We start from the raw sequence: 25,194 nt of genomic DNA on the forward strand, positions 1-25,194 counted from the left end.
ACACTAGTGACATGCAACACACGGGGGATGAAGTTCTGCAGGATCCTGCGTTAGCGGGCGAGGACCCGTCGGCCCAGCGTGTCCTGCTTACTCTGGCGGTGCGCGACTACGGCAACGATGACGATGCCGACGCGTTCGCCGAGGGCATCGACCAGCAGTTGGATGCCGTGCGTGATTGGTGGCAGACGTCGGGCCCACTGCCGGCATTCCGGCAGGTTCGACCCCCGGAGCTGAAGACGCGGGACGACGTTGAGGACTTCCTGCGGGAGCAGGGCGTCAGGGAGTTGCGTGGTCACGCACTGCTGCTTTTCGTGACAGGACATGGCATCCCCGGCAGGTCGGACACCCACTTTCTGCGGCTGCCTGCATCGGTAGAGCAGCGGCCTCTCGCCACAGCGGTGCGCACGTCGGACATCATCGCCGCAGCCTTGGATTCACATGTAGACAATGTGCTGGTCATCGTCAACACCTGCTTTGCGGGCGGCATGCACGGCGAACTCGCGGCATTGCACAAGGACATCCGGCACAGCCGCCGGCGCAAGTGCAACCTGGATGTCCTGGTCACTTGCGGTCACGACAGCAAGATCCAGGTTTTGCGGTTCCCCACGTTGTTGCGGGCCGCGTTGGAGCGCCTGCGCCGCAACGCCGGTATCACCACTCCGTACCTGAGCGTCCCGGATTTCATGGCTGAGTACGCCCGTGGACTGCGGGAGGATGAGGAACGGACGTTCAAGCTGCAACGCCTTGTCGACGGTGGCGACTACCAGCCATCACCGTGCCTACCCAATCCTGGCTACGTGCACCTGACAGAGGTGCTGGGGGCGACGCAGCGGCACGAACCGCTGGCCGCAGAGTACTGGTTGGACCGGGCCACGGGCCGGACCCAGGAAAGCGATCATGGCTGGTACTTCCGCGGGCGCAAGAGGCTGAACCAGACTGTCGCGTCGTTCCTTGGCCCACACTCCCCGCGGGGCGTATTACTGATCACCGGGTGTGCAGGCAGCGGTAAGTCGGCGGTGCTCGCCAGGGCGGTGACCCTAAGCGACCTGGTGTTCCGCAACGAGCCTTTGTACAAAACGGCCCAGGATTCGGCACCACTGGAAACAATTCCACCGGAGGGATCGGTAACCGCCGCAGTACTTGCTCGCCATCTGGATGCTGCGCAGGTCGCTGCCGACCTACTCCGCGGCCTGGGGGAGAGACCAGCAGCGGTGGAGGCAACCAGCGATCCAGCGGAGGTGTGGTCGCGGCAGATCCAGGACTATGTGCGAGCCTGCGGACAGACCGTGACTATCGTGCTTGACGGCTTGGACGAGGCAGAGGAACAGCTCCGGATCATCGGGGATGTACTCGCCCCGCTGGAGCCATTCTGCCGTCCGCTCGTGCCCGGGCAGCGCCATGAAGAAGGCGTCACAGCAGCTGTGCCCGCAGTGCGGCTGCTGATCGGCGTGCGCTCCAGTCGGCCGGACGGAAGCAGCCCGGGCGGCTCAGCCAGTGACGAACTGGGTCTGCTGAGGACGCTGAAAGACACGTTTCCATCCGCCAGCGTGCAGCGCACCGACAGCGACAGTACGAAGGACGACATCGCGGAGTACATCGCGGCGCTGATCGGTGACGCCATGGACGCCAGCAGCGTTCAGGACGTCGCGACTGCGGTCGCCAAAGCCGTATGGCCTTCGTTCATCGACGCAAGACTGGCAGGAGATCAGCTCCGCAGCACCACGGACCCAATGACACTGGCGCGCAGCGAGGGCTGGCACACAAAACTCAGGCGCGGTATCCGGGGGTTGCTGCAACACGATCTGCAGCAGGTCCAAGGCCTATCCCCAGACGTTGCCCTGGCGCTGCTGCAGGCCGCAGCGTACGCCAAAGGGCAGGGGGTGCCCTGGGGGGAAGTGTGGCCGGCCATCGCCGGCGTCTTCCTGATGCCGAAGCGGTTAACGGCTGAGGAGTGGGACACCATGATCGAAAAACTTCTCAGCGGAAGGCTCAGCGGCTATCTCGCCCATGCGGTTGAGGACGACCGGCGGGTCTACCGGCCCGCGCACGAGGAACTGGTTGACGTGCTACTCGACCCGGATGCAGGCCTGCTGGATTCCGGAGGGCGGAATGTCTGAGAGCGCCGACAGCCGCCATACAGCAATTCACCGTGAGATCGCCGCTGCGCTTGCCGGACTGGTTCACGCTGATCCGACCATTCCGCCCCATCCGTATCTGCGTCGGCATCTAGCCGAGCATGCCGCAGACGGTCATGTGCTGGATGACGCGCACGTACCACCGGCCTTGCTCGCCTGGGAGACCAGCTCCGAGGTACGCCGACTGCTGGCGACGGATGGCAACAGATCAGAACGACGGCAGTGGCTGCAGGCTTGGGCCATGGTGGAGCAGTTCGCACGTCACGCAGATCCGGTGTCCCGTCTGACCAGTCTGCAGCTGTCCCACTACGCTGCAGCCTCGCCGTCACGAGCGGGGGCAGAACCGGTGGCGCCGCCGCAAACGTTCAACGCGTCGCCTGTGACTCCGTTGTGGAGCCACTACGCCAGCCCGGTGCCAGCCTGGACCACCACGCCCAGCGACGTCGCGTCGCTCGCCACAGTGGAGAACGCAAACGGCACGGCCACCGCCATCGCTGTCGGCGACAAGGCCGGAACCCTGCGTCTCCTGCGACTCGATGGGAGCCTGGCTCACGCTCCCATCGACGTACATCAAGGGGCCATCAGCCACCTGATGGCACTCAGAGGCGGCCTGATCATCACCGGGGGCACGGACGGCTGCGTCGCCGCCGTGGACGCGGTCCACGGCCAGCTCATCCGTAAAGTCGTCATGTGCCGGGAGCGCACTTGGGTCAGCTCCCTCACTGCCTACCAGCCCAGTGGACACCTGCCGTTTCTGCTTGCCGCGTTCAGCGACGGCCATATCCGAGCCTTCGACCCGGGACGGTTCCAGACCCACGCCCTCCGACTCCCTGAACTCCAGGACTCCTCCGCAGTCCTATGCAGCGTCCAGATGCCTGACGGGCACGCATGCCTGCTTTTCACGCAGCGCGGCACCGTGAACTGCTTCGACGGCCACACAGCCTCCCTGCACTCCCGCCACCCAGCCCGCGTCCGTGCCCTGTTGCCTATGCCCCAAGAAGGCCAGTACGCCGTAGCCGACGAAGACGGCAACGTGTCCCTGTACGACCTGACGGCCACCGCAGGCGAGCCGGCACCCATCGCCACTGCGCACCATGCCGCCCCCGTTACCGCTTTACTCGTCACCTTCCTTGACCAGCGGCCAGCCCTTGTCTCAGCAGCAGGCGACGGCACACTGCGCCTGTGGGAGATCCCGAACCTAAAACCCATCGAAGGAGCTTTACCTGCGCATACGGCGCCAGTCACTGCGATGACCCGGTTAGAACACGAGGGCCGGGACCGTCTCTTCACGGCAGGCGCAGACCGCATAGTGCGCACTTGGTCAGTTGACCGCCAGACCTTCAAGCTGGCATCGAAAGCCTGGAATCACATCACCGCCAGCGCTCTGTCACCCGCTCCGGCACGCCTCCTTGCCGCAGCACGAGCGTCACGAATCGTTGTCTGGGATCTTGCGACCAACCGACATCGGACCCTCCTGAAGGGCCGGAAAGTTACCGCCCTGGCATGGCCCCGCCGACAAGGGCGTCTCCTACTGGCTGCAGCCTTGAGCGACAACAGCATCGTCTGCGCTGACCTCGACGCCAAGCAGCAGACCGGGCCGGTGCTGCGGGGCCACTTCCTGCCGGTCAATGCACTGGTGGCATTGTCGACTGGCCGGGGCGACCTGCTGGCCAGTGGTAGCGCTGATGGCCGGGTCTGTGTGTGGGATCCGCAGACAGGAGAGATGCTCAAAGACTTCGGCCAGCACAAGCTCAGCGTGCGCTGCCTGGCCACCCAACACTCCGCTGGCAGGACCCTTCTGGCATCCGGCGGAAGCGATGGTGCCCTCCGCGTGTGGGACGTCGATGACCTCAGCCAGTACGGGCGAACGATCAGGTGTGATCAGGACATCATCAATGATCTCGCATTCGTTCCCTGGCATGACGGGAGGCTGCTCATCGCCAGCGCGGGGCAGGACGGGACCTTGAAACTGTGGGACGTGGAAACGGGGCGCGCCGCCAGCGAGCTCACCCTCAACGACGGCGAACTCGGAGCTGTCACAGCCCTGCGCCTGCCGCTGGAGAGAACTGCCCTCGCAGTAGCAGGCCGGACGAGCATCCACCTCTGGGATGCAACAGCCGACCGCCACCTGCTGCGCATCGTGACCGGTGCGCCCCTGCGCACCCTGAAGACGGTGCAGGATCCCGATGGTGCGGCGTCCTCGATACTGCTGGCTTCCGGCGAAGCAGGGACCATGGCCTTCCGCCTCCACCATGATCAGCTGTGAGGCCCGTGCGCCGCCCCATTGCACCAACGCTCCGCCTGTGCGCCGCACACGATCCCTGCTGGCAGCGGACACACCGGATCGCGTAACGAGAGAATCTTCAGCCACGTTGGTCAGACATCCATGCCCTGACCACCCCCGCCAGTGCGGCACGAGTGAGGATCCATGACTGTTGCGTTAGCCAGCCCGCCCCTGGGACTTGATGCTGCAGCGCGCCCTTCGACGGACGCAGCGCAGCAGGAAGCGAGACAAGTCAGTAAGCAGGAGGGGCACCAGCAATGACCATCCCACCCGTAACTCTGACGGCTGCCCCGCCTAAGGGCGTGTGGCGTCTTGGCTGGGCCCACAACCCCGTCGAGTACAACCGAGTGGAACCGGACACTTTCGATGGCTCGGCAGCTGGCCTGTACAGCCTGTACTCCTACAGCACGCTCTACTGCGCCTCGACCCCGGCCGGATGCTACGCAGAAGAGCTCGCCCGGTACCGAATCGGCCCCAAGATCCGGGAGCTGATGGGTAACGCTGGCGTCAACAAGCCGCACCTGATGGCTATGGGCCACATCCCCTCAAGCTGGCGGGAGGAGCGCATCCTGGTGCGCCTCATCCCCGCTGCCTGGACCCAGTTCCTCGACATCGAGACGGAAGAGACCCGGGCCGTCCTCGCCGCTGACCTCAAGGACGAGCTCAGCGCCTTCGGTGTCACCGGGCAACTGACAGACGATCACCTGCACGGTCCCGACCGGCGGATCACACGCCAAATCGCCGCATGGGCCGTCGCCCAGCGCAACGCTGACGGTCACCACCTGGTCCAGGGAATCACCTTCCGCTCCGGCTATGGGGGACGACGCTGCTGGGCCATCCTCCGAGACACGGACCTCACGGAGGCGGAACGTTGCGCCATCCGGGTGGAGGACGTCGCCCTTCAAGAGGTGGCCGACGAGTACGGGCTCACCGTCAGGTGAGCAAAATGCGTCGCTTGGCCGTACGTACTGTCGCCCGATCAGGTTGTCGCGCACACCGGTCGTCACACTTCTGCAACTTGATGCACCGTCACAAAAGCGCAGCTCACGGCGCCACACAGGCAACAACTAGTGGAATTTAAGAGTGTTTTTAGTGTGGAAAACCGTAGTGTAAGTACACCCTAAACGGGTACTCTTTCGTCAACGCCACTGAGGAGTAAGCATGTTGACCAACAGCACCTTCAAAGCGCGCCACTTACCCAGAGGTACACAGCGGTGCGAACAAGGCGCCGCGAGCGCGTCCCTCATCGTCAGCGTCTCCTCCAAGCCGAGGTGGTGTGCTGTCTTCAGCAGCCAACCGGACACCGGCGACCGCGGTACTGCTCACCACAGTCGCCGCGGCTTCCAGCCGAGCCCGACCACCCCCGCAGCTTTCGCGCTCTGAGCGCCGATCCTTTGCCCGCTTCACCAGCTGGCGAGGAAACGAGGAGTTCATGCAGACTCAACAAGAGACCACCGCAGAAGCCGAGGCCCGCGCACACAGCGACACGGCCGGCCAGCCCGTCGCCGAGATCGCCCGCTTCCTGCAGGAGACTTTCAGCCAGCGCGTTGCCGCACTCATCGCAGGCGTAGACGACCCGCGACAGGTCGGTCGGTGGGCGAGGGGCCAGAACGCTCCGCGATTCGACTCAGAGTTCCGCCTGCGTACCGCGTACCAGGTCTTCACTTACATCTCGAACTGCGAGAACCGGCACACCGCCCGGGCTTGGATGATGGGGATGAACCCTCAGCTTGACGACGACTCCCCCATCGAGGCCATCGCCGGTGAACGCTTCAAGGACGTCATGGCTGCCGCCCGCTCCTTCCGCCGCGGTGACCTGTAGGGGCGCACAGAACGCCGCCGTGTCCGTCTGAGGCAGTTGATGGAGTTGTTCACAGCTCTGCAGTTGGCGGCTCTGCGTATGTTCATCGGTTTGGTCCGCTTGAAGAAGCAGACCTTGCGCCGTTGTGCGTGACTGGCCTCGAGAGGTGGGGCTGAACGTCCGCGCGACGGCGCGTGATCGTGGGCAGATAGGACTGCCACTCTCTTTCAGGTCGCCGCGATACAGGCTTCACAAATTAGGGTCCTCCGGAGGCGCCCCAAGCTGTCTCGGCGAGCCGGTCAGCGCGCAGGACCTTGCGGTTGCGCAGCCAGGTCTCCAGCCGTTTCACGCCACCTGCGCGCGCTGTGTGAAACCCTCGTCATCCACATGCCCGCGACCAGCGTTGCCGAATTCGTCACCGACCAGGTGCCCGAGCCGCGCAGCGCGCTGGTCCTCGCCTGTGTCCTGCAGCTGACGGACACGGACGACGGGGCACGCTACTGGTGGCAGTACGCCGCCGGCGCCGGACAACCCGCGGCCGCCTACTGCCTCTACCTGCACCACCTGGCCCTGGGCGAGACATCTGCCGCCGCGTGGTGGCACCGCCAGACCGACCACGTCCAGCTGGCACCAGAAGTACCCGCTCGAGCGCACCCCTTCATCGCGCAGCCCGTCTACTCCTGGTTCGGGCAGGAAGTCGAGGCCTCTGCCACCTCGATCCTGCGGGCCCTGCTCGCCATCACCAAGTACACCGCCCGGCCCCGCCCGGCGGCGGTCACGGAACTCATGGCCTACGTTCCCCTCGCGGTCGCCGCCGGCTACCTGCGCCAGCCGGACATGGAACTGCCGCTTCCCGGAATGGGGTTCGCCCGCAAGATCCGCGCCCTGCTCGCCGCGGCTGCCCACAAACCGTGCGTACCCGGCGCAGTCCCTGCCCGTCCCGACACCCGCACACATCCAGGGCAGGGCCCTCACCAGCCTTCGGCCGAAAAACCCTCCGCCGAACACTCAACGGCAGTCACCTCACAGATGGGAAAGACCGCCACACATTGATCAGGACCCCGAGAGCCCGGCCGGAGGCGAACTCCTCACACCCAGCCATGGGTTGAACGGGGCGCCGAGGAACGGAGGGTACGACCGCGGCGAAAGGGCCGACGGCCATTAGGTCGCCGGCCCTTCAGGATCAACAACTGTCATCTGCCAAGCTGCTTGTGCTGGGCTGCGCCAGTTCAGGAAAGGCTTCTTCCCATACCTCGCGGACGTGACGGCCGATCAGCTTGCGCAGGACGGACCACTGCTCGACCAGCAGACCGCGGTCGAGGCACGCGATCAGATCGCCACGCTGTCCCTCGGCGAGCACTGTCCGATACAGGCTCATCCGTGATTTGGCCCCGTCCAGGGCATAGCTCGTACGCCCCGACCAGGCCACGTGCAGGGGAAGCGCGACCGTGCCACAGGTGGGGCCTGTCAGATCATCGAGCCTCTTGGGAAGGCGGCGGCGGTAACGCGCCCGGAGGATCTCTCCGACGTCCGCCAGCTCTGTCGGAGTACCCGTGTCCATGCCTTCAGTGTCTCCCGGGCGGCATAGTCCCGAAGTCGACAACCGGTGGCTGCGGCGCACGGCGAAGGACCAGAAGGCCACGGTGGGTCCCGAGACAGAATGCTCGTGAGTGCGCCGCCGTGTATGTGGCATTGGCCCGGCCCGGGGCGCACGTATGAAACCAGACCCGCCTCGATCTTGCAGTCCTGTCGCCGCGGCGGCATGGACCCACTGCATCCGGGGGACGGTCCCACGCCACGGGGGCGATCGCTGGTAGGTGTCTCGGCGTGATCACCCCACGCTTCGGGCGTCGACTGACCGTTCCTGTTCTCGTTGCCCTGTCCATGCTCGCTCCGCTCGTCACCACGCAGGCCACCGCCGCGGCCGCGGTCCCCACCCGGGCGGCTGCCTCCTCAGCGGTCCGCCGGGATCTTCCGGAGCCGCCGCCCACCGACATCGCCCGCGCCGAACTCGACGAGCTGACCGTTGCCGCCCCGCACCCGATGACCGGCTACTCCCGGTCCAAGTTCCCCCACTGGATCACCCAGCACGGCACCTGCGACACCCGAGAAACAGTTCTCGTCCGCGACGGCCAGGATGTTCTTCAGGACGACCAGTGCCGTGCCGTCTCCGGCACGTGGACCAGCGCCTACGACGGGAAGGTCTCCTCCAAGCCCTCCACCGAGGTCGACATCGACCACATGGTGCCCCTCGCAAACGGCTGGCGCTCTGGCGCCGACGAGTGGACCACCGTCAAGCGCCGACAATTTGCCAACGACCTCGAAAACCCCCAACTCATCGCCGTTTCGGCGTCATCGAACCGGCAGAAGGGCGACCAGTCCCCCGACCAGTGGACACCGCCCCTGCGCACCTACTGGTGCACCTACAGCCGCGCCTGGACCCACGTGAAATACGTCTACTCCCTCAACGTGACCGCGCCGGAGAAGGCCATGCTCGACACCATGCTGGACACCTGTACCCCGTGACCGGCAGTCCGGACAGCAACTCGTACCAGGACGCCCTCACCGCCGGGCCCGGCGGGGCGATGACCGACGAAGTCGGCATCATCACCGGTAACCTGACCGTCCGCACGACGCTGGACGACGACAGGCACTGTGCCCATGCCGCTGTCCAGTACACCGGGGCCGACGAGTGGTACACGCTCACCGGCAGCCCCTCCCCCCTGCCAGACGATGACCTGAGCACCTATCACGACGACCTCCTCGACCGCATCCGACACGGCGAGGGCGCTCACGCCTGACCCGGCTACACACGGCATCCTGCCCGGACCACAGCCAACTGGACGAGGACGATGTGGCAGACCATCGTGCTCAACTGAACGTGGGAAGCCGCACCAGCGACTGCGGACACAGCCTTGCACCGCAGGTCACATGTGAGAACTCCGCACAGCCCATCACTCCCGACGCACTCGTACGGGCCTCGCAGCCCAGCACCTGACGCCTGGATGAACGACAACGTGGGCGGAGCCGCCACTTCTGTCGGCATGAGCGGCGCGCCCCGGAAGCATGACGGCGCTGCTCATGGCCCCTCGACCCACTCGTAGTGCTCATGCGGGACATCGACTTGGGCTGCGCTTGGTTTGGACGGTGCGGCAGAGCTCGCGGTGATGCGCGCCGGGGGTTCTGGAACAGTGGCGGCGGAGGGGATTGCAGCGGCGCACGCGCCGCAGGCATCGGCGAGGTGCCAGGTCCTGCCGTGGTCCCCTCGAATGAGCAGGAGCCGCAGGAACCCGGAGCACGGTCCTTGACGTCGGTGCCACGTGCAGGACCGCTCGCGGCAGTGGCAGATTCTCAGGTGCGCGGGCAGTTGGGACTCGATGAGGTGTTCTGCAAGGTGCCGACGGATCTCCGCGGCCCCCGTCACCCGAGCGGGCAGGGGACAGGCGCTGCACGTCAGCGCGGGATGCCCCGCTGCACTGGTGATCGTGACACTCCACGCGCGCGAGGGCAGGGCGGTGGTCAAAGGTTCCCTCCAAGCCGTGATGGACGGTTGCCGGTCCGCCTCCTGAGGGGGCTCCGGGCGCGGCCACCGTAGTGCAGACCCCTGCCCTGGTGGAGGCGCCGCCGCACCCGTACAAATAGGGCAGAGGTCTGCACTGTCAGGGCAGGGGTCTGCACCGTCCGATGGACTGGTGACGATCTCCCCGCCGCCGGAGCCCGACCCCATGGCGCTGCGGCAGTCCCTCTCCCGCCTGCGCGCACAACGTGGTTGGAGCTACGACCAGCTCGCCGCCCACAGTGGGCTGTCCCGCCGAACGCTCATCGAGATCGAACAGGGCCGGACCATCGGCACGCTGGCTACCTGGCACGCCCTCGCTCACGCCTTCAATGTCCCTCTGGGCGAGCTCCTCGACCCTCTGTGTAGCGGACACGAACCCCCAGGCCTCGAACGCTGAGCCACCCGCTTTGCGGTCACCCGAAGGGGAACCCCGGATCGCACGCCCGCGCGAGAAACATATGCATGTCTCGTTCCTGACACCCGATCGAAGGCACTGGACGGTGCGTACGCGGGCCGTGGGTGTGTCTGCTGGCACTTTTCACTCCGGCATCTGCCTCAAAAGATCAGGCCCTCTCTTTCGCCCGCGCTGAGCGTGGCGGGGGGCCGCCACGGCTTCCGGAGTCCCCCTTCATGGCTTTCACCCCCACCGACGAGCAGGCCGCTGCCCGGGATGCGTTCACAGAGGGCGACCATCTCGTCATCCAGGCCGGCGCCGGTACAGGCAAGACGTCCACGCTGGCCTTCCTGGCCGAGCAGACGTCCGCCCGCCGCGGCCGCTACCTCGCCTTCAACCGCTCCATTGCCCTGGACGCCGCCGCCCGCTTCCCTGCGACGGTGCGGTGCAAGACTGCCCACTCCCTGGCCTACGCAGCCCTCGGCTACCGCTACCGCGATCGCCTCAACAGCCCTCGCAGGCCCGGCTGGAAGGTGGGCCAGGATCTTGGGCTGAACGCCCCCGTACGCATCCACGGGCGCGACCTGATGCCCGCCACCTTGTCCAACACGGTGCTGCGGACCGTCACTGGCTACTGCCAGTCAGCGGATGCCGAACTGGCCCACCATCACGTGCCGCGCCTGCGCGGCATCGACGGCGACGAGGCCCACGCGGAACTCGCCGACCTCCTGCTGCCGTATGCCGCCAAGGCCTGGGACGACGTGCAGGATCCCAAAGCGGGCACGGTGCGCTTCGAACACGACCACTACCTGAAGCTGTGGGCCCTGACCGAACCCGTGCTGCCCGGCGACTTCCTACTGCTGGACGAAGCCCAGGACACCAACCCCGTCCTCGAGCAGATCGTCCTCGCACAGCGGGAACGCACCCAGATCGTCATGGTCGGCGACTCCGCCCAGGCCATTTACGGATGGCGCGGCGCCCGCGACGTGATGACCGGCTTCGACGGCACCCACCTCACCCTGACCCGCTCCTTCCGGTTCGGCCCGAGGCTCGCCATCGAAGCAAACCGCTGGCTCGCCCTTAGCGGCGCCGCCATCGAACTCACCGGAACTCCCGAGATCCCCACCACCATCGGTCCCCACACGGGCCGCCCGGACGCGGTGCTGTGCCGCACCAACATCGGGGCCGTCACCGAAATCCTTGACCTCCTCGACGCTGGCACTACAACAGCCCTGGCCGGTGGGGGCGACGCCCTGTGTGCCTTGGCCCAGGCCGCCCGCGACCTCATCCAGGGGCGGCGCACCAATCACCCCGAACTCGTGCTGTTCACCACCTGGCGCGAACTGCGCGACTACGCCGAACTCGACCCGGCCGGCGCCGACCTGCAGCCCTTCGCCAACCTTGTCGATGAGCACGGGCCCGACGCCATCCTGCGGGCCGTCGACCGTCTCGTCCCCGAAGACCAGGCTCAGGTCACCGTCTCCACTGCCCACAAAGCCAAGGGCCGCGAATGGGGCAGCGTGCGCATCGCCCCCGACTTCACTCCGCCGCCCGACACCGACGAAGTCGACGATGCGGGCCGACCCGTTCCCGGCCCCGTCAACAAGTCGGAAGCCCGCCTGGCCTACGTGGCCGTCACCCGCGCACGCCGTCACCTCGACCCAGCGGGCTTGGACTGGATCCATCACCACCCCGACAACCCCGTGCTGTCCGGTCCCTGAAGACACCGAACCACGCTCTCAGCCGTCCGGGGCGATCCCGCCGCAGACGACGCCAGCGGATCAGGACACCACGGTCAAGGCGTTCGCGGATTACGTGAACGCCTACTACCTGGCTCTGGACGCCAGCGATGGTCGACGAATGGCTCGGTGACCTGCGCTCACCGCGGGACCTGAAGTGCTCCACGATCCGCTCGTACTCCGAGGCCGTGCGGGCTTCTGCCCACTTCGTGGCCGATCCGCTTTACAAGTGGACGGCAGGACCAGGACGCGGGAGTGTGCGCTTGTGGTCGTGCACGCTGAGCATGCCGATCATTCTGGTCGGCACGCCGGCCACGGTGTCCTCAACCCTGCAGATCTGGAATCGACGGGGTTCACGGGAGGAAGCCAGGTCGGCCGTCGGCGGCGGTGAAATGGTAGGTGGTGGCCTCGGAGAGGACACCGAGGGGTGGATCCCCGTTCTCGATGATCACAGCCTGGCCGGGGAAGGCGAGCATGTCTTCGTAGAAGCGGTCCACGACGGTGGATGTGATGCGGACGTCGGGCAGGTCGGGGTCCTGTGGGGTGTTCTTCACTGGCTGGCGGTAGGTGACCACGGGGGAGTCCAGGATGACGAAGCCGAGATGGGGGAGGTCTCGGTCGATGCAGAAGCGGGCCAGGGCGGTGGTGAAGGCCGAGTGAAGTACGGACCGCACGCCCTTGCCACGACCGGCGCGCGGGCGGCCCCCGGCCCGGATCTCGGCGTTGTACTGGTCGTACCCGGAGTTGTCGACTGCCGGTACTTCCCAGCTGCCCAGGGTGCGCTGGAGAACCGAGTCGAAGTCGTTGACGACCCGGGCGGCGATGTATTCCGCAGGCCGGGCAGCGGGCACCGCTCCTTCCCCGTCAAGGCGAGAGCGCTTGTCCTCAAGTTCCGCGATCCGCGCATGCAGTTCCAGCCCCCGCTCGACTACAGATCGTGCGTCCAACAGCTCTTGAAGGCCTTCCCTGAGCGGTGCGAGCTGGCCCTCGGCTTCAGCGATGACTTCGTCCAGCGCCTCCAGGTCGCTCTTGACGGTCTGCCAGGTCCGGGTGCCTTCTTCCTGTTCGCGGGCGAGGTCGGCGATGGTCGGCAGAAGGTCGTTGAGCAGGGCGGTCGTCTTCACAGCCTCTGCCTGCACCGCAGTGTGGAGCTGAGTGGCCTCCTGCTGGCTGTGGCCAGGGTGTTGATGCTCGGGATCCGCCCCGCAAAAGACGCAGGTTCCGACGCGGAAGTAGCCGAGGATGCTGCCAGCCTCGTTGACCATGACCAAACGCTCCAGATCCGAGCGGTATTGGTCCTCCAGCAGGCTGAACCGTCCCAGCAGATCGCTGACCTCGGCCAGCCGCTCGTCGAGCACAGCAAGTCGGCGGGCGTGCGCCATGCGCTCGCGTACTGCTTCGCGATGACCCGCGTCGGCCGTGCGCAGGGCAGTGTTCTGCGCGTCGATCGCGGTTTTGACCCGCGCCAGGCGGTCCTTGAGGTCACGCTCAGGCTCGTCCGACTCAAGCTTCGCCCATAAGTCGATCACGAGCTGGTCCAAGAGGTTGATCTGTCCCCTGTTCACACGCCGCTGTCCCGCGTTGGGCCCGGTGTCGACGGCAGGGTCCCCCTCCCCGGTTAGGAGGAACCGCATGACCGACGTCTCCGCAGTGCGGGTGCTGGCGGTGCCGGTGCGCAGGACCGGAGAGGGCATGGCGATCATGCGGTCCTCCGTCACCACGGACAGGTGCACCAGATCGGTCAGCGCCAGGGAACGGGTGCCACCGGCTTCGTTCTTGCGGATGAGAACCTCATCAAGACCCATGGCGCGCATCAGGTGGACCGAGAGGCTGTTCTTGCTACGGACGTTGTGCACCGAGTTCACGATGACGTCCGCCGGGCGGTGAACCCGGTCACGGAGGTCCTCATAGTGCAGATGCGTGGAGTTGGTGCCGGGGCGACGGACGAGCGTCAGCGGACTACCGTCGGGCAGTAGCAGCCCGAGCAGTATCTGGGTATACCCGTCGGCCTGCGGGACCATCTCCAACTGGGCGCCGCCGAGCATGTACTCGACCGACCTGACGATGAAGGTCTTTCCGGTGTCGGATGCACCGTAGATGGTGGTCAGCTCGGGGCCGAAGACGATGTGCGCTGATGGCTTGTCCGAGCCGGCGTAGGTGAGGTGGACCAGCTGGAGATTACCCACGATGGTCCTCGAACGGGCGGCGGGTCATGGGGGTGGAGGGAGCCGTCATCAGGGACTGGGTGGTGGCGCGTACGTCAGTGTCCGGGGCCCAGTGGTGGACAGCCCACTCGGCGCGCTCGCGGAGCCGCAGGACGTAGGGGGCTTCGAGAACGTCCACGAAGGCCGGGCCGCGTTCCGTGGCCCGGTAGACCAGGCCGGTCCCGTCCGCTTCGAGTTCGGCCAGGCCGGCGCGGATGAGCACCAGAAGTGCCTGTTCGAGGATGGCGCGCTTCAGGCCGAGCTCTCCGGAGCGGGCGGGCAGGTCCGGGTGCAGGCTGGGCGGTCCGTCGAACTCGGCGCTGTGCAGCACAGCATGGTCCAGGAGTGCGAGTTGGGCCAGGTCCAGAGCATCGGGATGGCTTTCCGAGAGCAGCACCAGTGCCCGCACCCCGATCTCCAGCGGGCTGTTCAGCGGTTTCATGTCCCTTCTCCCTCGCACCACGTGAGCTCGTTCTCGTTCGCCAGGTGATGGCATACCCCGGTACGGTCCAGAGTTCTCACGTGCTGAGCGAAAATCGTCTGCGTCAGCCCGGCACTGATCGCCTGGGAGGTGACAGCCTGCAGGCGCTTCCACCCCGTGGGGTGGTCATCCCTTGCCACGTCGACCACGGCGTCGTATATGTCCTTGACGATGGCCTCGAAATGACCTTCGGGGTAGGCCTCCTCCCCGAAGCGGCGCAGAGATTCGGCGCTGAAGAACGCTTCGCGCTGATGGCGCAGGTGCGGACCAGCCGTGGGGTGCTGCGCAATCTGGTTAATGGTGCTGGCATTGCTGGGCCAGCGCTCGGCGTAGACCTGGACGAGCTGCTGTACGTAGCGGGCCTCGCGTGGCTCCGGCTTCTCGGGCGGTTCCATGACAGCCGGGCGGGGCGGGGACTCCGGCGGGAATCGCTTCACCCAGAAGTCAGTCGTCTTGTGCTGTTCGAGCATCTTCTTCATGTTGACGGTCTGAAAGATCTCGAACGACGTGTCCGCCGCCAACTCCTCGGCCTCGTGCCTCAATTGGGGGCTCAGGTCTGTGATGACCTTGTCTGTGGTTTCACGCAGCGACTCCACGAAGTCCTTGCGGGTACGGAGCGGGCGTTGCAGGGCCTGTTGCAGGCTGGGGCCGATGGACGGGGCGACGAAGGTGTACTGCTCCGGCACGATGAACTGACCGGTGACTACACCCGCGAACATCTTCCGGATCTCACCCGCGGCGGTGCTCCATGCCAGTGTTCCCTTGTAGCGCTTGCACTGGTAGTTGTGCCAAGGACCTTCCAGGCCCTGGCGGGTGAGGAATCCGGCCACGTCGATGCCGTGATCGCCAGCGCCTCCTTGGCGCTCCACCCGTACATACAGGCTGTTCAGCGAGGGCACCCACTCCTCGACGAACTTCTCGAACTCGTCGGGATCGTAGGTGAAGACCAGCTTTTCAGGCGACGGCATGGCTGGAAACTGCATGGACGTTGGATAGTTGAGGATGAGCGGCGGGGCATCTGCCCGACCGTCTGTCTTCCGCGGTCCCTGACTCGGATCCAACATCTCCCCCTGAATGCCGCCGCCATTTCCCGCGATGGACCCACTAGAGGTATCACTGGCAGGTCGTTCACGAAAAGACCACAACCGGGCGAATGGGAGCCAGGGACCGGGGCGCTCAGCGGACAGGCACACGTGTCGGGTGTGGGTCGGTGGTTCGTCGGCTGGCCGGCTCCCGCGCCGGACGGCCAGCCGTCCAGCAGCGAGGTCGACGTCCTTGCGCAGGATGGTGGTTCTGGCAAGTGCGTGGACGGCGACCAAGATGACGATGAACCGTTCGAAGGGGTTGCTGGCGTGATCGAGGATGTCTGAGCGTGAAGGCCCCCAGATGGCAGTGGGGGCCTTCGGGGCTTGTAGAAAACTCCATCGCCGCAGGTCAGCGGATGGCCAGGAGAGTGCTCCAGAACGCACATCCCTTGATTCGGAGACGCTCAGTCGATTACTGCAGGTCAGGACCCGTTGCCGGATCAGGCCAGGGCGGTCGCACCGTGAGCAGCACAAGGTGGCCAGCTGAGCGCCTCACCCGGTCCTGAATGTGGCCGTTGCTTGCCTCGTGCTGGAGTTGCTCCTCCAAGCCAAAAGATGTGGTGCACTGTGGAACGTCACGTAATTCCCCACCGGTGGCGCCAACTTCCCCGCCCTAACGTTCGAACGTGCGGATCAGGACTCGGGGGTCCATTCCACGGGAGCGGGTGTGCGGCTGTAGTGGGCTCCCCAGGTGCCGTAGCTGACGAGGTGGAGGGTTTCACCGTCGATCTGGATCTCTGCCGGTGGAGGGTTGGGAACGGAAATCCGCGGGTGGGCGTAGCGATGGCCGTCGATGAAGAGAGCCTCCCGGAAGTGGTTCCGGGCATCCGCCCGGTCCTGGGCCCGCTCGCGGGTCCACGGGTTCTGCAGGGTCCGCGGGGCGGCCGGGTCGTGCTCGTAGCCGTTGAGGCTGCGCACCAGAGCTTCGCTGTAGACACCCTTGACCCGGAAGTTCTCCAGGTCATCCGCGCGTACGATCATGTGGACGTACCGGCGGCCGTTGCCTCGGTGCCGGCCCACCGCAGGCCAGCGACCGTGGCCAGGGTCCCAGCGGACAGGCGGGAGCCAGAGCAGGGCGCCTGCGCGGAAGTGCTTCGTGCCGTGCTGGATGTCGAGGCCGCTCTCGCCGTGCGCCGTTTCTCGCGCCACGTTGGCCACCAGGCACCAGCCCAGCAACCCGTCCGGCGTCTCTTCTTCGGTGGGTCCCGTGTCTGTCACGCCGAGAATTTTGAGGCACGAGACGGGGCGCGAGCTAGCTGTTATCAGCTAAGCCGACCGGAGACCCCCTGCCGATCACCAGCCGCAGGAGACATCGGCCCTGTTCGAACGCGCGGGCGGGGAAGTTGGGGCTCCTAGTGGGGAATTACATGACCGCTGACACTGTTCGTCGTCCGAGGTCGCGGCGATGATCGAAGGCTGCTGCGGCGCCTCCTGGCAGCGGTGCCGTGTGCCGTCTACCGGTACCAGTACTTGACGCCCCGGTGGTGGGAGCACGTCCCGCGGGCGTGGGCACTGAAGGAGTAGCTGCCGTCCTTGCACTTCGCGGTAGCCCCGCGCGGATGCGGCGAGTTCGCCTTGCAGACACCCGTCGTGTGCCGCGCGCACGACGCGGCCGCCGCATCGGTCGCCACGACTACAGGTACCAGCAACGCCCCCGCCATCACTGCCGCCGCAACAGCTCCCCGGACTTTCGTCAGCATGATCTGCCCCTCTGGTGGTTCGGAGAGGCGAGCATGTATCCGCCAGCTGCGGCACCAGGACAGACCCGGCGGACCGTCACGCAGCAGTGACCCTCGTAGCAAGGCCGTCACCCTGGGTTCGAAGCACACGAACAAGCGGGCGGGCCAGGGCGCTTCCCAGCGGAGTGAACTGGGCGACGGAGTGCAGCAAGGGGGGTAGCGGTGGTTGCGCAAGCGCCGACGGCTACCGCACGGCCTGAAGGCGCTCGTCGACCAGGGCCCGCAGCGTGGGCGTCAGTTCAGGGTGGTCACCGCATGAAACGGACTGCAGCAGTTCGGCGCATACGACCAGCACAGCCGCGCGCCCGGCGGCGCCCTCGAGGAACGAGGAGATCTCGCGGACGCCTCGCGCTGTGGTCGGTGACGTCGCCCTCGGGAACCGGTGCGACGGGTGCTGGGTAGGGCGTCATGAAGGGTCGTGGCAACTCGTGATGACGGCGGCTGCTTGGCCACCATCCGACTCATCGTCGGCGTGACGACTACGAATTGGATGCGCGGTGGCCAAAGAGGACCTCTGGGGCCGTTGGCTACTTCAGGTTGAGGGTGTCCCCGGCCGACGCCTTCAGCGAGGTGGTTGTGGTGCCGGGGAAGTACCAGCGCCAGCTGCCTGCCGAGGTGACGGTCACCTTGGTCGTCAGTTGCCCGATGTTGCCCGTCGTGACGGTCTTGACCGTGCTGTAGTGGGCGGCGCCCGTCTTCCTAAACTGGAGCTTGACCTGCTGCCCGGGGAACCCGTGGTACTTGCGGTCCTCCCAGTTGGCCCGCGACAGCTTGCCGGTGACCGTCACCTTGGCGTTCTTGGCGACCTTCTCGGGTGCGATCACTGTGGTGAGCTGGGCGGCCCGCTTGACCTTGTACTCGGCGATGTCGTCGGAGATCCAGTAGTCGCTGTCCTTCGCCTTGACGGTCGCGTTGACCTGCCAGACGCCGGCGAGCTGGTTGGAGTCGATGTCGTCGCTGTCGGCGATCCAGGCAGGGTCGATGGTCATCGTGGCCCGGCACACCGAGGTCGTCGCGCTCTTCCTCATGCAGGACGAGTCGCCGTTCCAGTCCGCGAAGCTGTAGAGGCGCGTCCTGTTGAAGGTGCTGACGTGCGTGAGCCCCTTCACCCCCGAGTTGTCCTTGACGGTGATGTCGACCGGGTAGCTGATTGCCTTCGCCGTGCCCACGATGACGTTGCCGCCACCATTGACGACGGTCTTCACCACCCGGACGTCACCCCGCCCCTCTGCGTGCGCCCCGGTCGTCGACGTCAGCACCAAGGCCGCAGCCCCACAGGCCGCGGCCCAGGCCGTTCTGCCTCTCATGGCCCTCCCCTTGTCGTGTGTATGCCAGGAGAGGCTATGTGATCAGAGACCATCCACCGTCTTCGGTTTCCGAGGCTGCGGCCCCTCAAAGTCTGTTCAACAGGGAGCCATCCTCCAGCCCGACGAGAGCTCTCCCTCCTTCAGCCGCCTCTATCCGCCGAGGTGAAGGACGCTCAGAGCCGTGGTCCAGTCGGTGACGATGGCCTTCTGAGCGGCGGCGAGGGTGACAGTGCCCTTGCAGACCGCGGTGTGCAGCTTCGTCTCCACAGGATCCTTGGCGTTGTTGACCCCGGAACCCTTCTTGTGGCCGGGATCGGCGGGCTCCACCCACAAGTTGCGGTAGTCATTCGGGTCCCCGCCCAGCTGCAGGCTGATCAGGTGGTCGTACTCGGCATCGCTCATGCGGCCGGTGAAGCCGTAGGAGGCGGCATTCAGCTTCTTCTCCCTGCCCGTGACGGACGTGGAAGGGCGGATGCCGGAGGTGTAGCCGCCCTTGCGGCAGATGGTCGACTTCAGATTCGACTGCGTGACCGCCGGGGAGATCGCACCGGGCGTGCACTTGGGGTCCTCCAGCGGCTCGCCCTTGAGGTACCGGTAGTGGCAGGTGCCCGCGGTCGGCTGCTGTTGGACCGTGTACGTCTTCTGCGGACCCGCACCCACCGCGATCGCCCGCCCCGAACTCCCGCCCTGGGCACCCGTGCCCGCCCCGCCGGCGGCCGGACTACCACCCCCAGAGGCGCCCGAGCTCGAACTTGAGCCGCCGAGCGACGTGGGCGAGCAGCCCGCGAGCACCAGGCAGGTGAACAGCACGGATGATGCGGCGCGGCGGGTGGAACGCATGATGACCCCTCACGGTCAGGCGGAAGCTGAGCAGATGCTGCCCTACCGGGCTGCCGTCCTACCGCGCGGGGGTACGGCGCGCAGGCGCACAGGTGTCACACGACCGACGCCGTCGGCGTGCAACACCCGTACAGGTCCGCCAACTCAGCAGGAAGAGGGAGAGTGCCACCGGTCGGCATGTCCCGCTCGGCCGTCTTGACCTGGGGCGCGGCGAGAGCAGTGAGTCCCCTTGCGAGGTCGCCTCTTGTGGGATTCGCGATCTCGAAGGTCGGCCCAACCGACGGAGCCGAATATCGGGCAGTCTCAGGCTGCGGTCTGCTGAATCGCCCTCTGTGTTACCGCATTTGGCGGATGTGCCGGTGGAGGCGGTCGATGTCTCCGGCCCTTGCGTAGTGGTCCGGGCCTGGACCAGATCCGGCACCTCGGCGGGGTGTACGGGTGCGGGACGAGAAGCGAGTGGAGCCACAGCCGTTGTGTGCGGCATCTCGCTGACACCGCGCTCGGCGGACGTCCGGTGCGGATCGATTTGAACGTGCGCCGTCTGTACTGCGAGAACACATCGCAGAAGCACCCGACGTCAGAGTCACAGCGGCGGCCGCCTTCCGCTTGAGCTGACACCTGCGGCTGCGGCTGCGGCTGCGGCTGCGGCTGCGCGCTAACGATCTCTTTGACGCTCAGTCCGCGAGTGCGGAGGTGGGGTCCCAGCGGCTTTTCTGGACGAACCGGTTAGCGTGGTCCTGGCCCAGCGGCAGGTCGCTTCCAAGAGCAACGAGATCCCCTCCTTCGCGCCATTGCTGGACGGTCTCGCGCTGGAGAACACGGTGGTGACCGCCGACGCCCTGCACACCCAGCACGACCACGGGGCCTATCTGACCAGTCGCGGCGCGCACTACGTGGCCGTCGTGAAGAAGAACCATCCGGGCCTGTATGCCCAGGTCAGGAAGCTGCCCTGGCGCGACATCCCGCTCGGGCACCGCACCCGCGACCACGCCCACCACCGCGACGAGATCCGCCGGCTCAAGGTCGCCGCGTTCAGCCACCTCGCCTACCCCGGCGCCCGCCAGGCGATCCAAGTCGTACGGTGGCGACGCGACTTGAACACCGGGAAGCTGACCATCGAGTGCGTCTACCTGATCACCAGCCTGAGCGTCTTCGACGCCACCTGCACCGAACTCGCCACCTGGATCAGAGGCCACTGGGGCATCGAGAACCTCCTGCACCACGTGCGGGACCGCACGTTCCGCGAGGACGACTCCAAGGTCCGCACCGGCCACCTGCCCCGCGCCATGGCCTCCCTGCGCAACCTCGCCATCAGCTTCTTCCGCCAGGACGGCCAGACCAACATCGCCGCCGCCCTCCGCCACACCGGCCCCTACGAGCCCTCGGTCTCACGTGACGAACCCAGACAGATCTCGATCATGCAATAGCCCTGGTCTGGTGCGGGCGCCGACGCCGATGGCGGTCATCGCAACCCGAGGACTGCGACTCCAGGTGCAGCCCCCTGTGCTGCCGGCGCTGCTGAGGAAGGTTCGTGATCTTCGGAACGCTGGATCAGAGCAGACCGTGGCGGACACTCCCGGGATGCGGGAGGCTCGTGTCCAGGAGACGTACGACCACCTTGTGGATGTAGTGATACATGCCAGCATGCCCGCGAATACCTATCTGCCGATGGTGGACTACTTCGTGGCCGGGGTCGCGGCGGATATCGCCGCACGCTGAAGTGAACGCTGCTGCGCCGCCAGCCACCCCGAGGTGACCTCCGTCGTCGTGCCCCACCTGGAGATTCAAATGGCCGCCAAAACACCTGAGCGGATTGCGCACTTCAGTGATACCTACCTGCCGCGAAGATGCGGCGTTCTGACTTCTATGGGGGTTTTGACGGGCGCTTTGGCTGAGGCGGGGGTTAAGTCTCTGACGGTGGTTCCATCTCACCCCGAACTGGCTGAACGGGCCGGTCTGTTCCAACTTCCGTCGCTTCCCTCTGGTGTGGTCGGACTCCGGCTGGCCTGGCCCGGTAAGCGGCAGCTCGAGCGTGTGGCGGCCTGGCGGCCCGACCTGGTGCATGTGCACACCCCCGGCCCAGCGGGATTGTTGGGTGTACTTGTCGGGCGGCAGCTGGATGTCCCGGTGGTACACACTCATCACTCCGATGCGCAGTCTCAAGCGGTGGCCAACCAGGCCCCTGCGTTGATGGCGAGGGTCGGCCTGCGGCTGTTCGCTGCCCGGCTCGGCACGTCGGTTCCGCCGACGGCGCCAGGCCTGACCGGGGCCATCGACGGGGTGCTGGCGCTGCTAATGCGTGATGCAGATGCCGTGATTGTGCCGGGTCGATCAGTGAGTTTCTTCAGCGTTGCCGCTCCAGGGTGAGGATGGCTTTGGCGATGGGTGCGGATCCTTTCGAGGGACAGCTGAGCTGGGAAGACGCTGATTGACGTGTGAGCGGTGCCGTCGTACTCCTACCGTGGCGAGGTGGAGGTGGGCGCCATGGTGTCGTTGCCGGAAGAGCTCCAGGCGCGGGAGGCCGCGGCTCGACAGCGGGTGGAAGAACTCCAGGCCGAAGCTGCGGAGTTGGCCGTGCGGCTGGAGAGGGCCCGGGTGGATCTGTCGCGGTTGGAGATCACGCGGGAGACCGTCGCGCAGGTGCTGGCGGAGTTGTCGGCCGCCCAGGCAGCGCCGGAAGTAGAGGCGGCCGATGGGCCGGAGCCCAAGGAAGCGCCGGCGCCTCACGGCATCGGGGTGATGGCGGTGCCGCCGTGGCGGGAGGGCCTGGTCGTTCAAGTGCTGCCGGACGTGTACCGGGACATCGTGGAGATCGTCGCTGATGCTCCAGGTCCGTTGCAGGCCAAGCAGATCGTGCCGCGGATCGGGCTGGAGGCCACGACGGCGAAGATCGAGGGGACCCGGGGGAAGCTGAAGCGTCTGGTGGAGCGGGGCTGGCTGGACGAGGACGCGCCGGGACGGTTCACCCTCGCCCGCCATGACGGGGACGCCGGCCGGGTCAACTCCCGGTGACCAAGGGGCTCTTCTCCGTAGATTCGAAGGTGCCAACCAAACGAATCGCAGAAGAGCCGAAGAAGAGCCCCAGATGGAACCCTATGACGCCTTATCCGGGCCTGACGCGTATGCCGCCTCCCGTGGTGCCTTCGAACGCCTCGTCTCGACGCTGGCCGGCGCCCCGGCGCGGGGTATGGCCCATGACGAGCTGGAGGAACTGCTCGAACAGCAAGGACGCGAGTTGCTGCGGCAGTTGATGCAGGATCACCTCGACCTGCGGGCGAGGACGGAAGAAGCCGCGGCCCGCATCAACGCAGGGCAACCGGCGGTGCGCGGGCCGGAAGGACAGCCGCGGACCTGGCGGGAGAGCAACCACCCCCGCTGGCTGACCTGCGTGTTCGGGCCGGTCCGGGTGAACAGGATCGCCTATCGCGGCCGGGGCGTGTCCAACGTGCACCCGGCGGATGCGGACCTGTCGCTCCCCGCCGGCCGGCACTCCCGCGGGCTTGCCCGCCTCGCGGTTCTGGAGGCGGTTCGCGGCTCGTTCGACCAGGCCCAGGCCGCGATCGAGCGACGGTGCGGAAGAGTGCTCGGCAAGCGCCGTCTCAAAGAGCTGGTGGTCGCTGCCGCCGTCGACATCGCCGCCTACTACACGGTGAGGATCCCCACCCCGTGCACCCGCGAGATGCCGCTGGTCATCCAGGTCGACGGCAAGGGTGTGGTGATGCGGCCCGAAGCACTACGCGAAGCCACCCGCCGGGCCGCGGCCAAGACCGCGGCGGCCGGACGGCGCGGACGCCTGGCTCCGGGGGAGAAACCCAACCGCAAGCGCATGGCGACCGTGGCCTGCATCTTCGACATCGCGCCCGCCCCGCGTCGGCCGCACGACATCGTTCATCCGCCCGGCGGCCGCAGCCAGGCCCGGCCCGCACGGCCGGGCCCGACAGCACAGCACAAATGGTGCACCGCCTCAGTGATCCGTCCCCCAGAACGGGTCGTCGCCGACGCCTTCGACCAGGCCGAGGCCCGCGATCCGCAGCATCTGCGGGACTGGATCGTGCTCGTTGACGGCGCCCGCCACCAACTCGACCTGATCCAAGCCGAAGCCGCCCGCCGCGGCATCCGCCTCAACGTCCTGCTCGACTTCGTCCATGTCGCGGAGTACTGCTGGACAGCGGCGCATGCTTTCCATCCGCCCGGCAGCCGCGAGGCCGAGACCTGGGCCGCGGACAAACTCACCGCGATCCTCGCCGGACACGCCGAGCGCGCCGCCACCGAGATGACCGCCCAGGCTGCAGCCGAACGGCTTCCTGCCGCCCGCCGCGAGGCAGTTACCATCTGCCACCGTTACCTCGCCGGCCACCTCGATCAGCTTCACTACGACACCGCCCTCGCGGCCGGCTGGCCGATCGCCACCGGCGCCGTCGAAGGCGCATGCCGCCACCTGATCGGCGACCGCCTCGACATCACCGGCGCCCGCTGGGGCCTTGACGGTGCCGAAGCCGTCCTCCGACTCCGCGCACTGATCACGAACGGCGACTTCGAGAGCTACTGGGTCTTCCACACGGCCCGTGAACACCAACGCCTCTACCCCAGCCCCGACCAGCACAAGTACAGCCTCACGGCTTGATCCCGACCGTCACTTCAGAGGATCCGCACCCTTTGGCGATTGACGTCATGCGGTTTGGGCTGCATCGGGATCTGCGGAAGATCTGCCAGGACTTCAGGCGTGCGACGCCGCGTTCGACCGGTGCCCGTGCTGCGGCCAGGGCCCGGTTGAGGGTCTTCTCGGTGGGGGTGAGTTCCTGCAGGGGCCTTCGTTTGATGCCTGTGGTCAGCCAGGGGCCGCCGCCCTGGTAGGCGAGGTCGGCCAGGATGGGGACGCCCTGGCGCTCGCAGATGCGGATGATCCGGTGGGTGCGGGCAGCGGTCAGGTCGTGGGATCGGCCGGGCAGTGCGGGTGAGAGCCACAGCAGCCGGCCGCCTGGGTCGGTGACCACCTGCACGTTCACGCCGTGCCGGCGGTGTTTGTGGGAGTAGTCGGCCCGGCCGTCGCCGACCCGGTCGCACTCCGCAAGGGTGCCGTCCAGCAGGACGAAGTCCGCATCGGTCTCGCGCAGGACCTTCAGCAGTCCTGGCGCACGTTCGGCGAGCAGGTGGATGACCGCGCTGGTGTAGGCGTGGGCGGTGGACTCGCTGATCCCGAACCCGGCGGCGATCTTCGCCAGGGTGGTGTGTTCGCGCAGGTACACCAGTGCCACTATCGCGCGCTGGGACGGGCGGAGCTTGCAGCGCCGGTCCCCCTCACGGGTGACGATGAGCATGGTGAGCCACTCCACGAGCGCATGGGGCAGGTCGAGTGCGGCAGGATAGATGACCAACGAGGCCCCCGAGCAGCGTGGTTGAGACGTCAGACATCTCGATCAACAGCCCGGGGGCCTCGCTCGTTGCGCTCCATGGACCATCACCTGATCGGTGGCCAACTCGAAGAAGCTCAGTGCTGCGCCGTTTCGCGCTTCCGGTGGGCGAGGATCGGATCTTTATCGTTCCCAGTGGCCTGGCCGGACAGAAAACGGAACCTGATGCGGGGCATCGGTTCCGGGCCAGGTATGGCATCGCGCGCGACGATCGT

General features: G+C 66.6%; 23 protein-coding genes. 14 read left to right on the top strand and 9 right to left on the bottom strand.

Translation table 11 applies throughout. The features are described from left to right. Positions 1-11 precede the first annotated feature (11 nt). The 5 genes from OG496_RS31150 to OG496_RS31170 all read left to right on the top strand — a co-directional run bounded on the left by OG496_RS31150 (position 12) and on the right by OG496_RS31170 (position 7,273). On the top strand, positions 12-2,117 hold the full coding sequence (locus tag OG496_RS31150; RefSeq protein WP_405973267.1) for an AAA family ATPase: 2,106 nt from the start codon (positions 12-14) through the stop codon (positions 2,115-2,117). Beyond that, on the top strand, positions 2,110-4,401 hold the full coding sequence (locus tag OG496_RS31155; protein ID WP_405973268.1) for a WD40 repeat domain-containing protein: 2,292 nt from the start codon (positions 2,110-2,112) through the stop codon (positions 4,399-4,401). The genes OG496_RS31150 and OG496_RS31155 overlap by 8 nt, the downstream gene beginning before the upstream one ends. Positions 4,402-4,676: 275 nt before the next feature. Next, positions 4,677-5,360, top strand: a complete 684-nt coding sequence (locus tag OG496_RS31160) for an RES domain-containing protein (RefSeq protein WP_405973269.1) — start codon at positions 4,677-4,679, stop codon at positions 5,358-5,360. A gap of 491 nt (positions 5,361-5,851) precedes the next feature. Continuing rightward, positions 5,852-6,241 carry an XRE family transcriptional regulator gene (locus tag OG496_RS31165; protein WP_405973270.1) on the top strand — a complete coding sequence of 130 codons (390 nt, stop codon included), beginning with the start codon at positions 5,852-5,854 and terminating at the stop codon, positions 6,239-6,241. A gap of 366 nt (positions 6,242-6,607) precedes the next feature. After that, entirely contained in the window at positions 6,608-7,273 is a 666-nt protein-coding gene (locus OG496_RS31170; RefSeq protein ID WP_405973271.1) for a hypothetical protein, read from the top strand. A 130-nt stretch (positions 7,274-7,403) separates the two neighbouring features. Here the strand turns inward: OG496_RS31170 and OG496_RS31175 are convergent, their stop codons facing one another. Continuing rightward, entirely contained in the window at positions 7,404-7,781 is a 378-nt protein-coding gene (locus OG496_RS31175) for a hypothetical protein (RefSeq protein ID WP_405973272.1), read from the bottom strand. Positions 7,782-8,104: 323 nt separating this feature from the next. Between OG496_RS31175 and OG496_RS31180 the strand changes: the two genes are divergently transcribed. The 4 genes from OG496_RS31180 (at position 8,105) to OG496_RS31195 (ending at position 11,894) form a co-directional block, all read left to right on the top strand. Then, positions 8,105-8,746, top strand: a complete 642-nt coding sequence (locus OG496_RS31180; RefSeq protein WP_405976745.1) for an HNH endonuclease family protein — start codon at positions 8,105-8,107, stop codon at positions 8,744-8,746. Further along, on the top strand, positions 8,743-9,021 hold the full coding sequence (locus OG496_RS31185) for a hypothetical protein (RefSeq protein WP_405973273.1): 279 nt from the start codon (positions 8,743-8,745) through the stop codon (positions 9,019-9,021). Before OG496_RS31180 ends, OG496_RS31185 begins: the two co-directional genes overlap by 4 nt. A 924-nt stretch (positions 9,022-9,945) precedes the next feature. Beyond that, a complete protein-coding gene (locus tag OG496_RS31190; protein ID WP_405976746.1) occupies positions 9,946-10,176 on the top strand; it encodes a helix-turn-helix transcriptional regulator in 231 nt (76 codons plus the stop codon). Between the two features lie 233 nt (positions 10,177-10,409). After that, entirely contained in the window at positions 10,410-11,894 is a 1,485-nt protein-coding gene (locus tag OG496_RS31195; protein ID WP_405973274.1) for a UvrD-helicase domain-containing protein, read from the top strand. 371 nt (positions 11,895-12,265) lie between these two features. Here the strand turns inward: OG496_RS31195 and OG496_RS31200 are convergent, their stop codons facing one another. The 7 genes from OG496_RS31200 to OG496_RS31230 form a co-directional block, all read right to left on the bottom strand. Beyond that, positions 12,266-14,098, bottom strand: coding sequence for a hypothetical protein (locus tag OG496_RS31200; RefSeq protein ID WP_405973275.1), 1,833 nt, complete (start codon positions 14,096-14,098; stop codon positions 12,266-12,268). Beyond that, on the bottom strand, positions 14,091-14,558 hold the full coding sequence (locus OG496_RS31205; protein ID WP_405973276.1) for an ABC-three component system middle component 2: 468 nt from the start codon (positions 14,556-14,558) through the stop codon (positions 14,091-14,093). The genes OG496_RS31200 and OG496_RS31205 overlap by 8 nt, the downstream gene beginning before the upstream one ends. After that, the gene (locus OG496_RS31210; RefSeq protein ID WP_405973277.1) at positions 14,555-15,580 is read right to left on the bottom strand and encodes an ABC-three component system protein; all 1,026 of its coding nucleotides are present in this window, start codon (positions 15,578-15,580) and stop codon (positions 14,555-14,557) included. Before OG496_RS31210 ends, OG496_RS31205 begins: the two co-directional genes overlap by 4 nt. Positions 15,581-16,315: 735 nt before the next feature. Continuing rightward, entirely contained in the window at positions 16,316-16,900 is a 585-nt protein-coding gene (locus OG496_RS31215) for a hypothetical protein (RefSeq protein WP_405973278.1), read from the bottom strand. 236 nt (positions 16,901-17,136) lie between these two features. Further along, the gene (locus OG496_RS31220) at positions 17,137-17,382 is read right to left on the bottom strand and encodes a DUF3761 domain-containing protein (protein WP_405973279.1); all 246 of its coding nucleotides are present in this window, start codon (positions 17,380-17,382) and stop codon (positions 17,137-17,139) included. 566 nt (positions 17,383-17,948) lie between these two features. Continuing rightward, positions 17,949-18,728, bottom strand: a complete 780-nt coding sequence (locus OG496_RS31225) for a hypothetical protein (protein ID WP_405973280.1) — start codon at positions 18,726-18,728, stop codon at positions 17,949-17,951. Between the two features lie 150 nt (positions 18,729-18,878). After that, positions 18,879-19,568: a hypothetical protein gene (locus OG496_RS31230; RefSeq protein WP_405973281.1), complete on the bottom strand. Its 690-nt coding sequence runs from the start codon at positions 19,566-19,568 to the stop codon at positions 18,879-18,881. Positions 19,569-20,299: 731 nt separating this feature from the next. On the opposite strand from OG496_RS31230, the gene OG496_RS31235 reads away from it, so the two are divergent. From OG496_RS31235 to OG496_RS31255, 5 genes are all read left to right on the top strand, one after another. Further along, positions 20,300-20,995 (top strand): ISAs1 family transposase, encoded by a 696-nt coding sequence (locus OG496_RS31235; protein WP_405973282.1) that lies wholly within the window; start codon positions 20,300-20,302, stop codon positions 20,993-20,995. A 154-nt stretch (positions 20,996-21,149) separates the two neighbouring features. Continuing rightward, positions 21,150-21,287 carry a hypothetical protein gene (locus OG496_RS31240; RefSeq protein ID WP_405973283.1) on the top strand — a complete coding sequence of 46 codons (138 nt, stop codon included), beginning with the start codon at positions 21,150-21,152 and terminating at the stop codon, positions 21,285-21,287. A 33-nt stretch (positions 21,288-21,320) separates the two neighbouring features. After that, positions 21,321-21,935, top strand: a complete 615-nt coding sequence (locus OG496_RS31245) for a glycosyltransferase (protein ID WP_405973284.1) — start codon at positions 21,321-21,323, stop codon at positions 21,933-21,935. 117 nt (positions 21,936-22,052) lie between these two features. Continuing rightward, a complete protein-coding gene (locus OG496_RS31250; protein WP_405969167.1) occupies positions 22,053-22,580 on the top strand; it encodes a hypothetical protein in 528 nt (175 codons plus the stop codon). 73 nt (positions 22,581-22,653) lie between these two features. After that, positions 22,654-24,192: an ISKra4 family transposase gene (locus tag OG496_RS31255; RefSeq protein ID WP_405969166.1), complete on the top strand. Its 1,539-nt coding sequence runs from the start codon at positions 22,654-22,656 to the stop codon at positions 24,190-24,192. Here OG496_RS31255 and OG496_RS31260 read toward each other — a convergent pair. Beyond that, complete coding sequence (locus OG496_RS31260) at positions 24,182-24,943, bottom strand: transposase family protein (RefSeq protein WP_405973285.1); 762 nt, start codon at positions 24,941-24,943, stop codon at positions 24,182-24,184. The genes OG496_RS31255 and OG496_RS31260 overlap by 11 nt on opposite strands. Positions 24,944-25,194 lie beyond the last annotated feature (251 nt).

Origin of the sequence: Streptomyces sp. NBC_00988, assembly GCF_045162645.1 — a bacterium.
GTDB lineage: Bacteria > Actinomycetota > Actinomycetes > Streptomycetales > Streptomycetaceae > Streptomyces.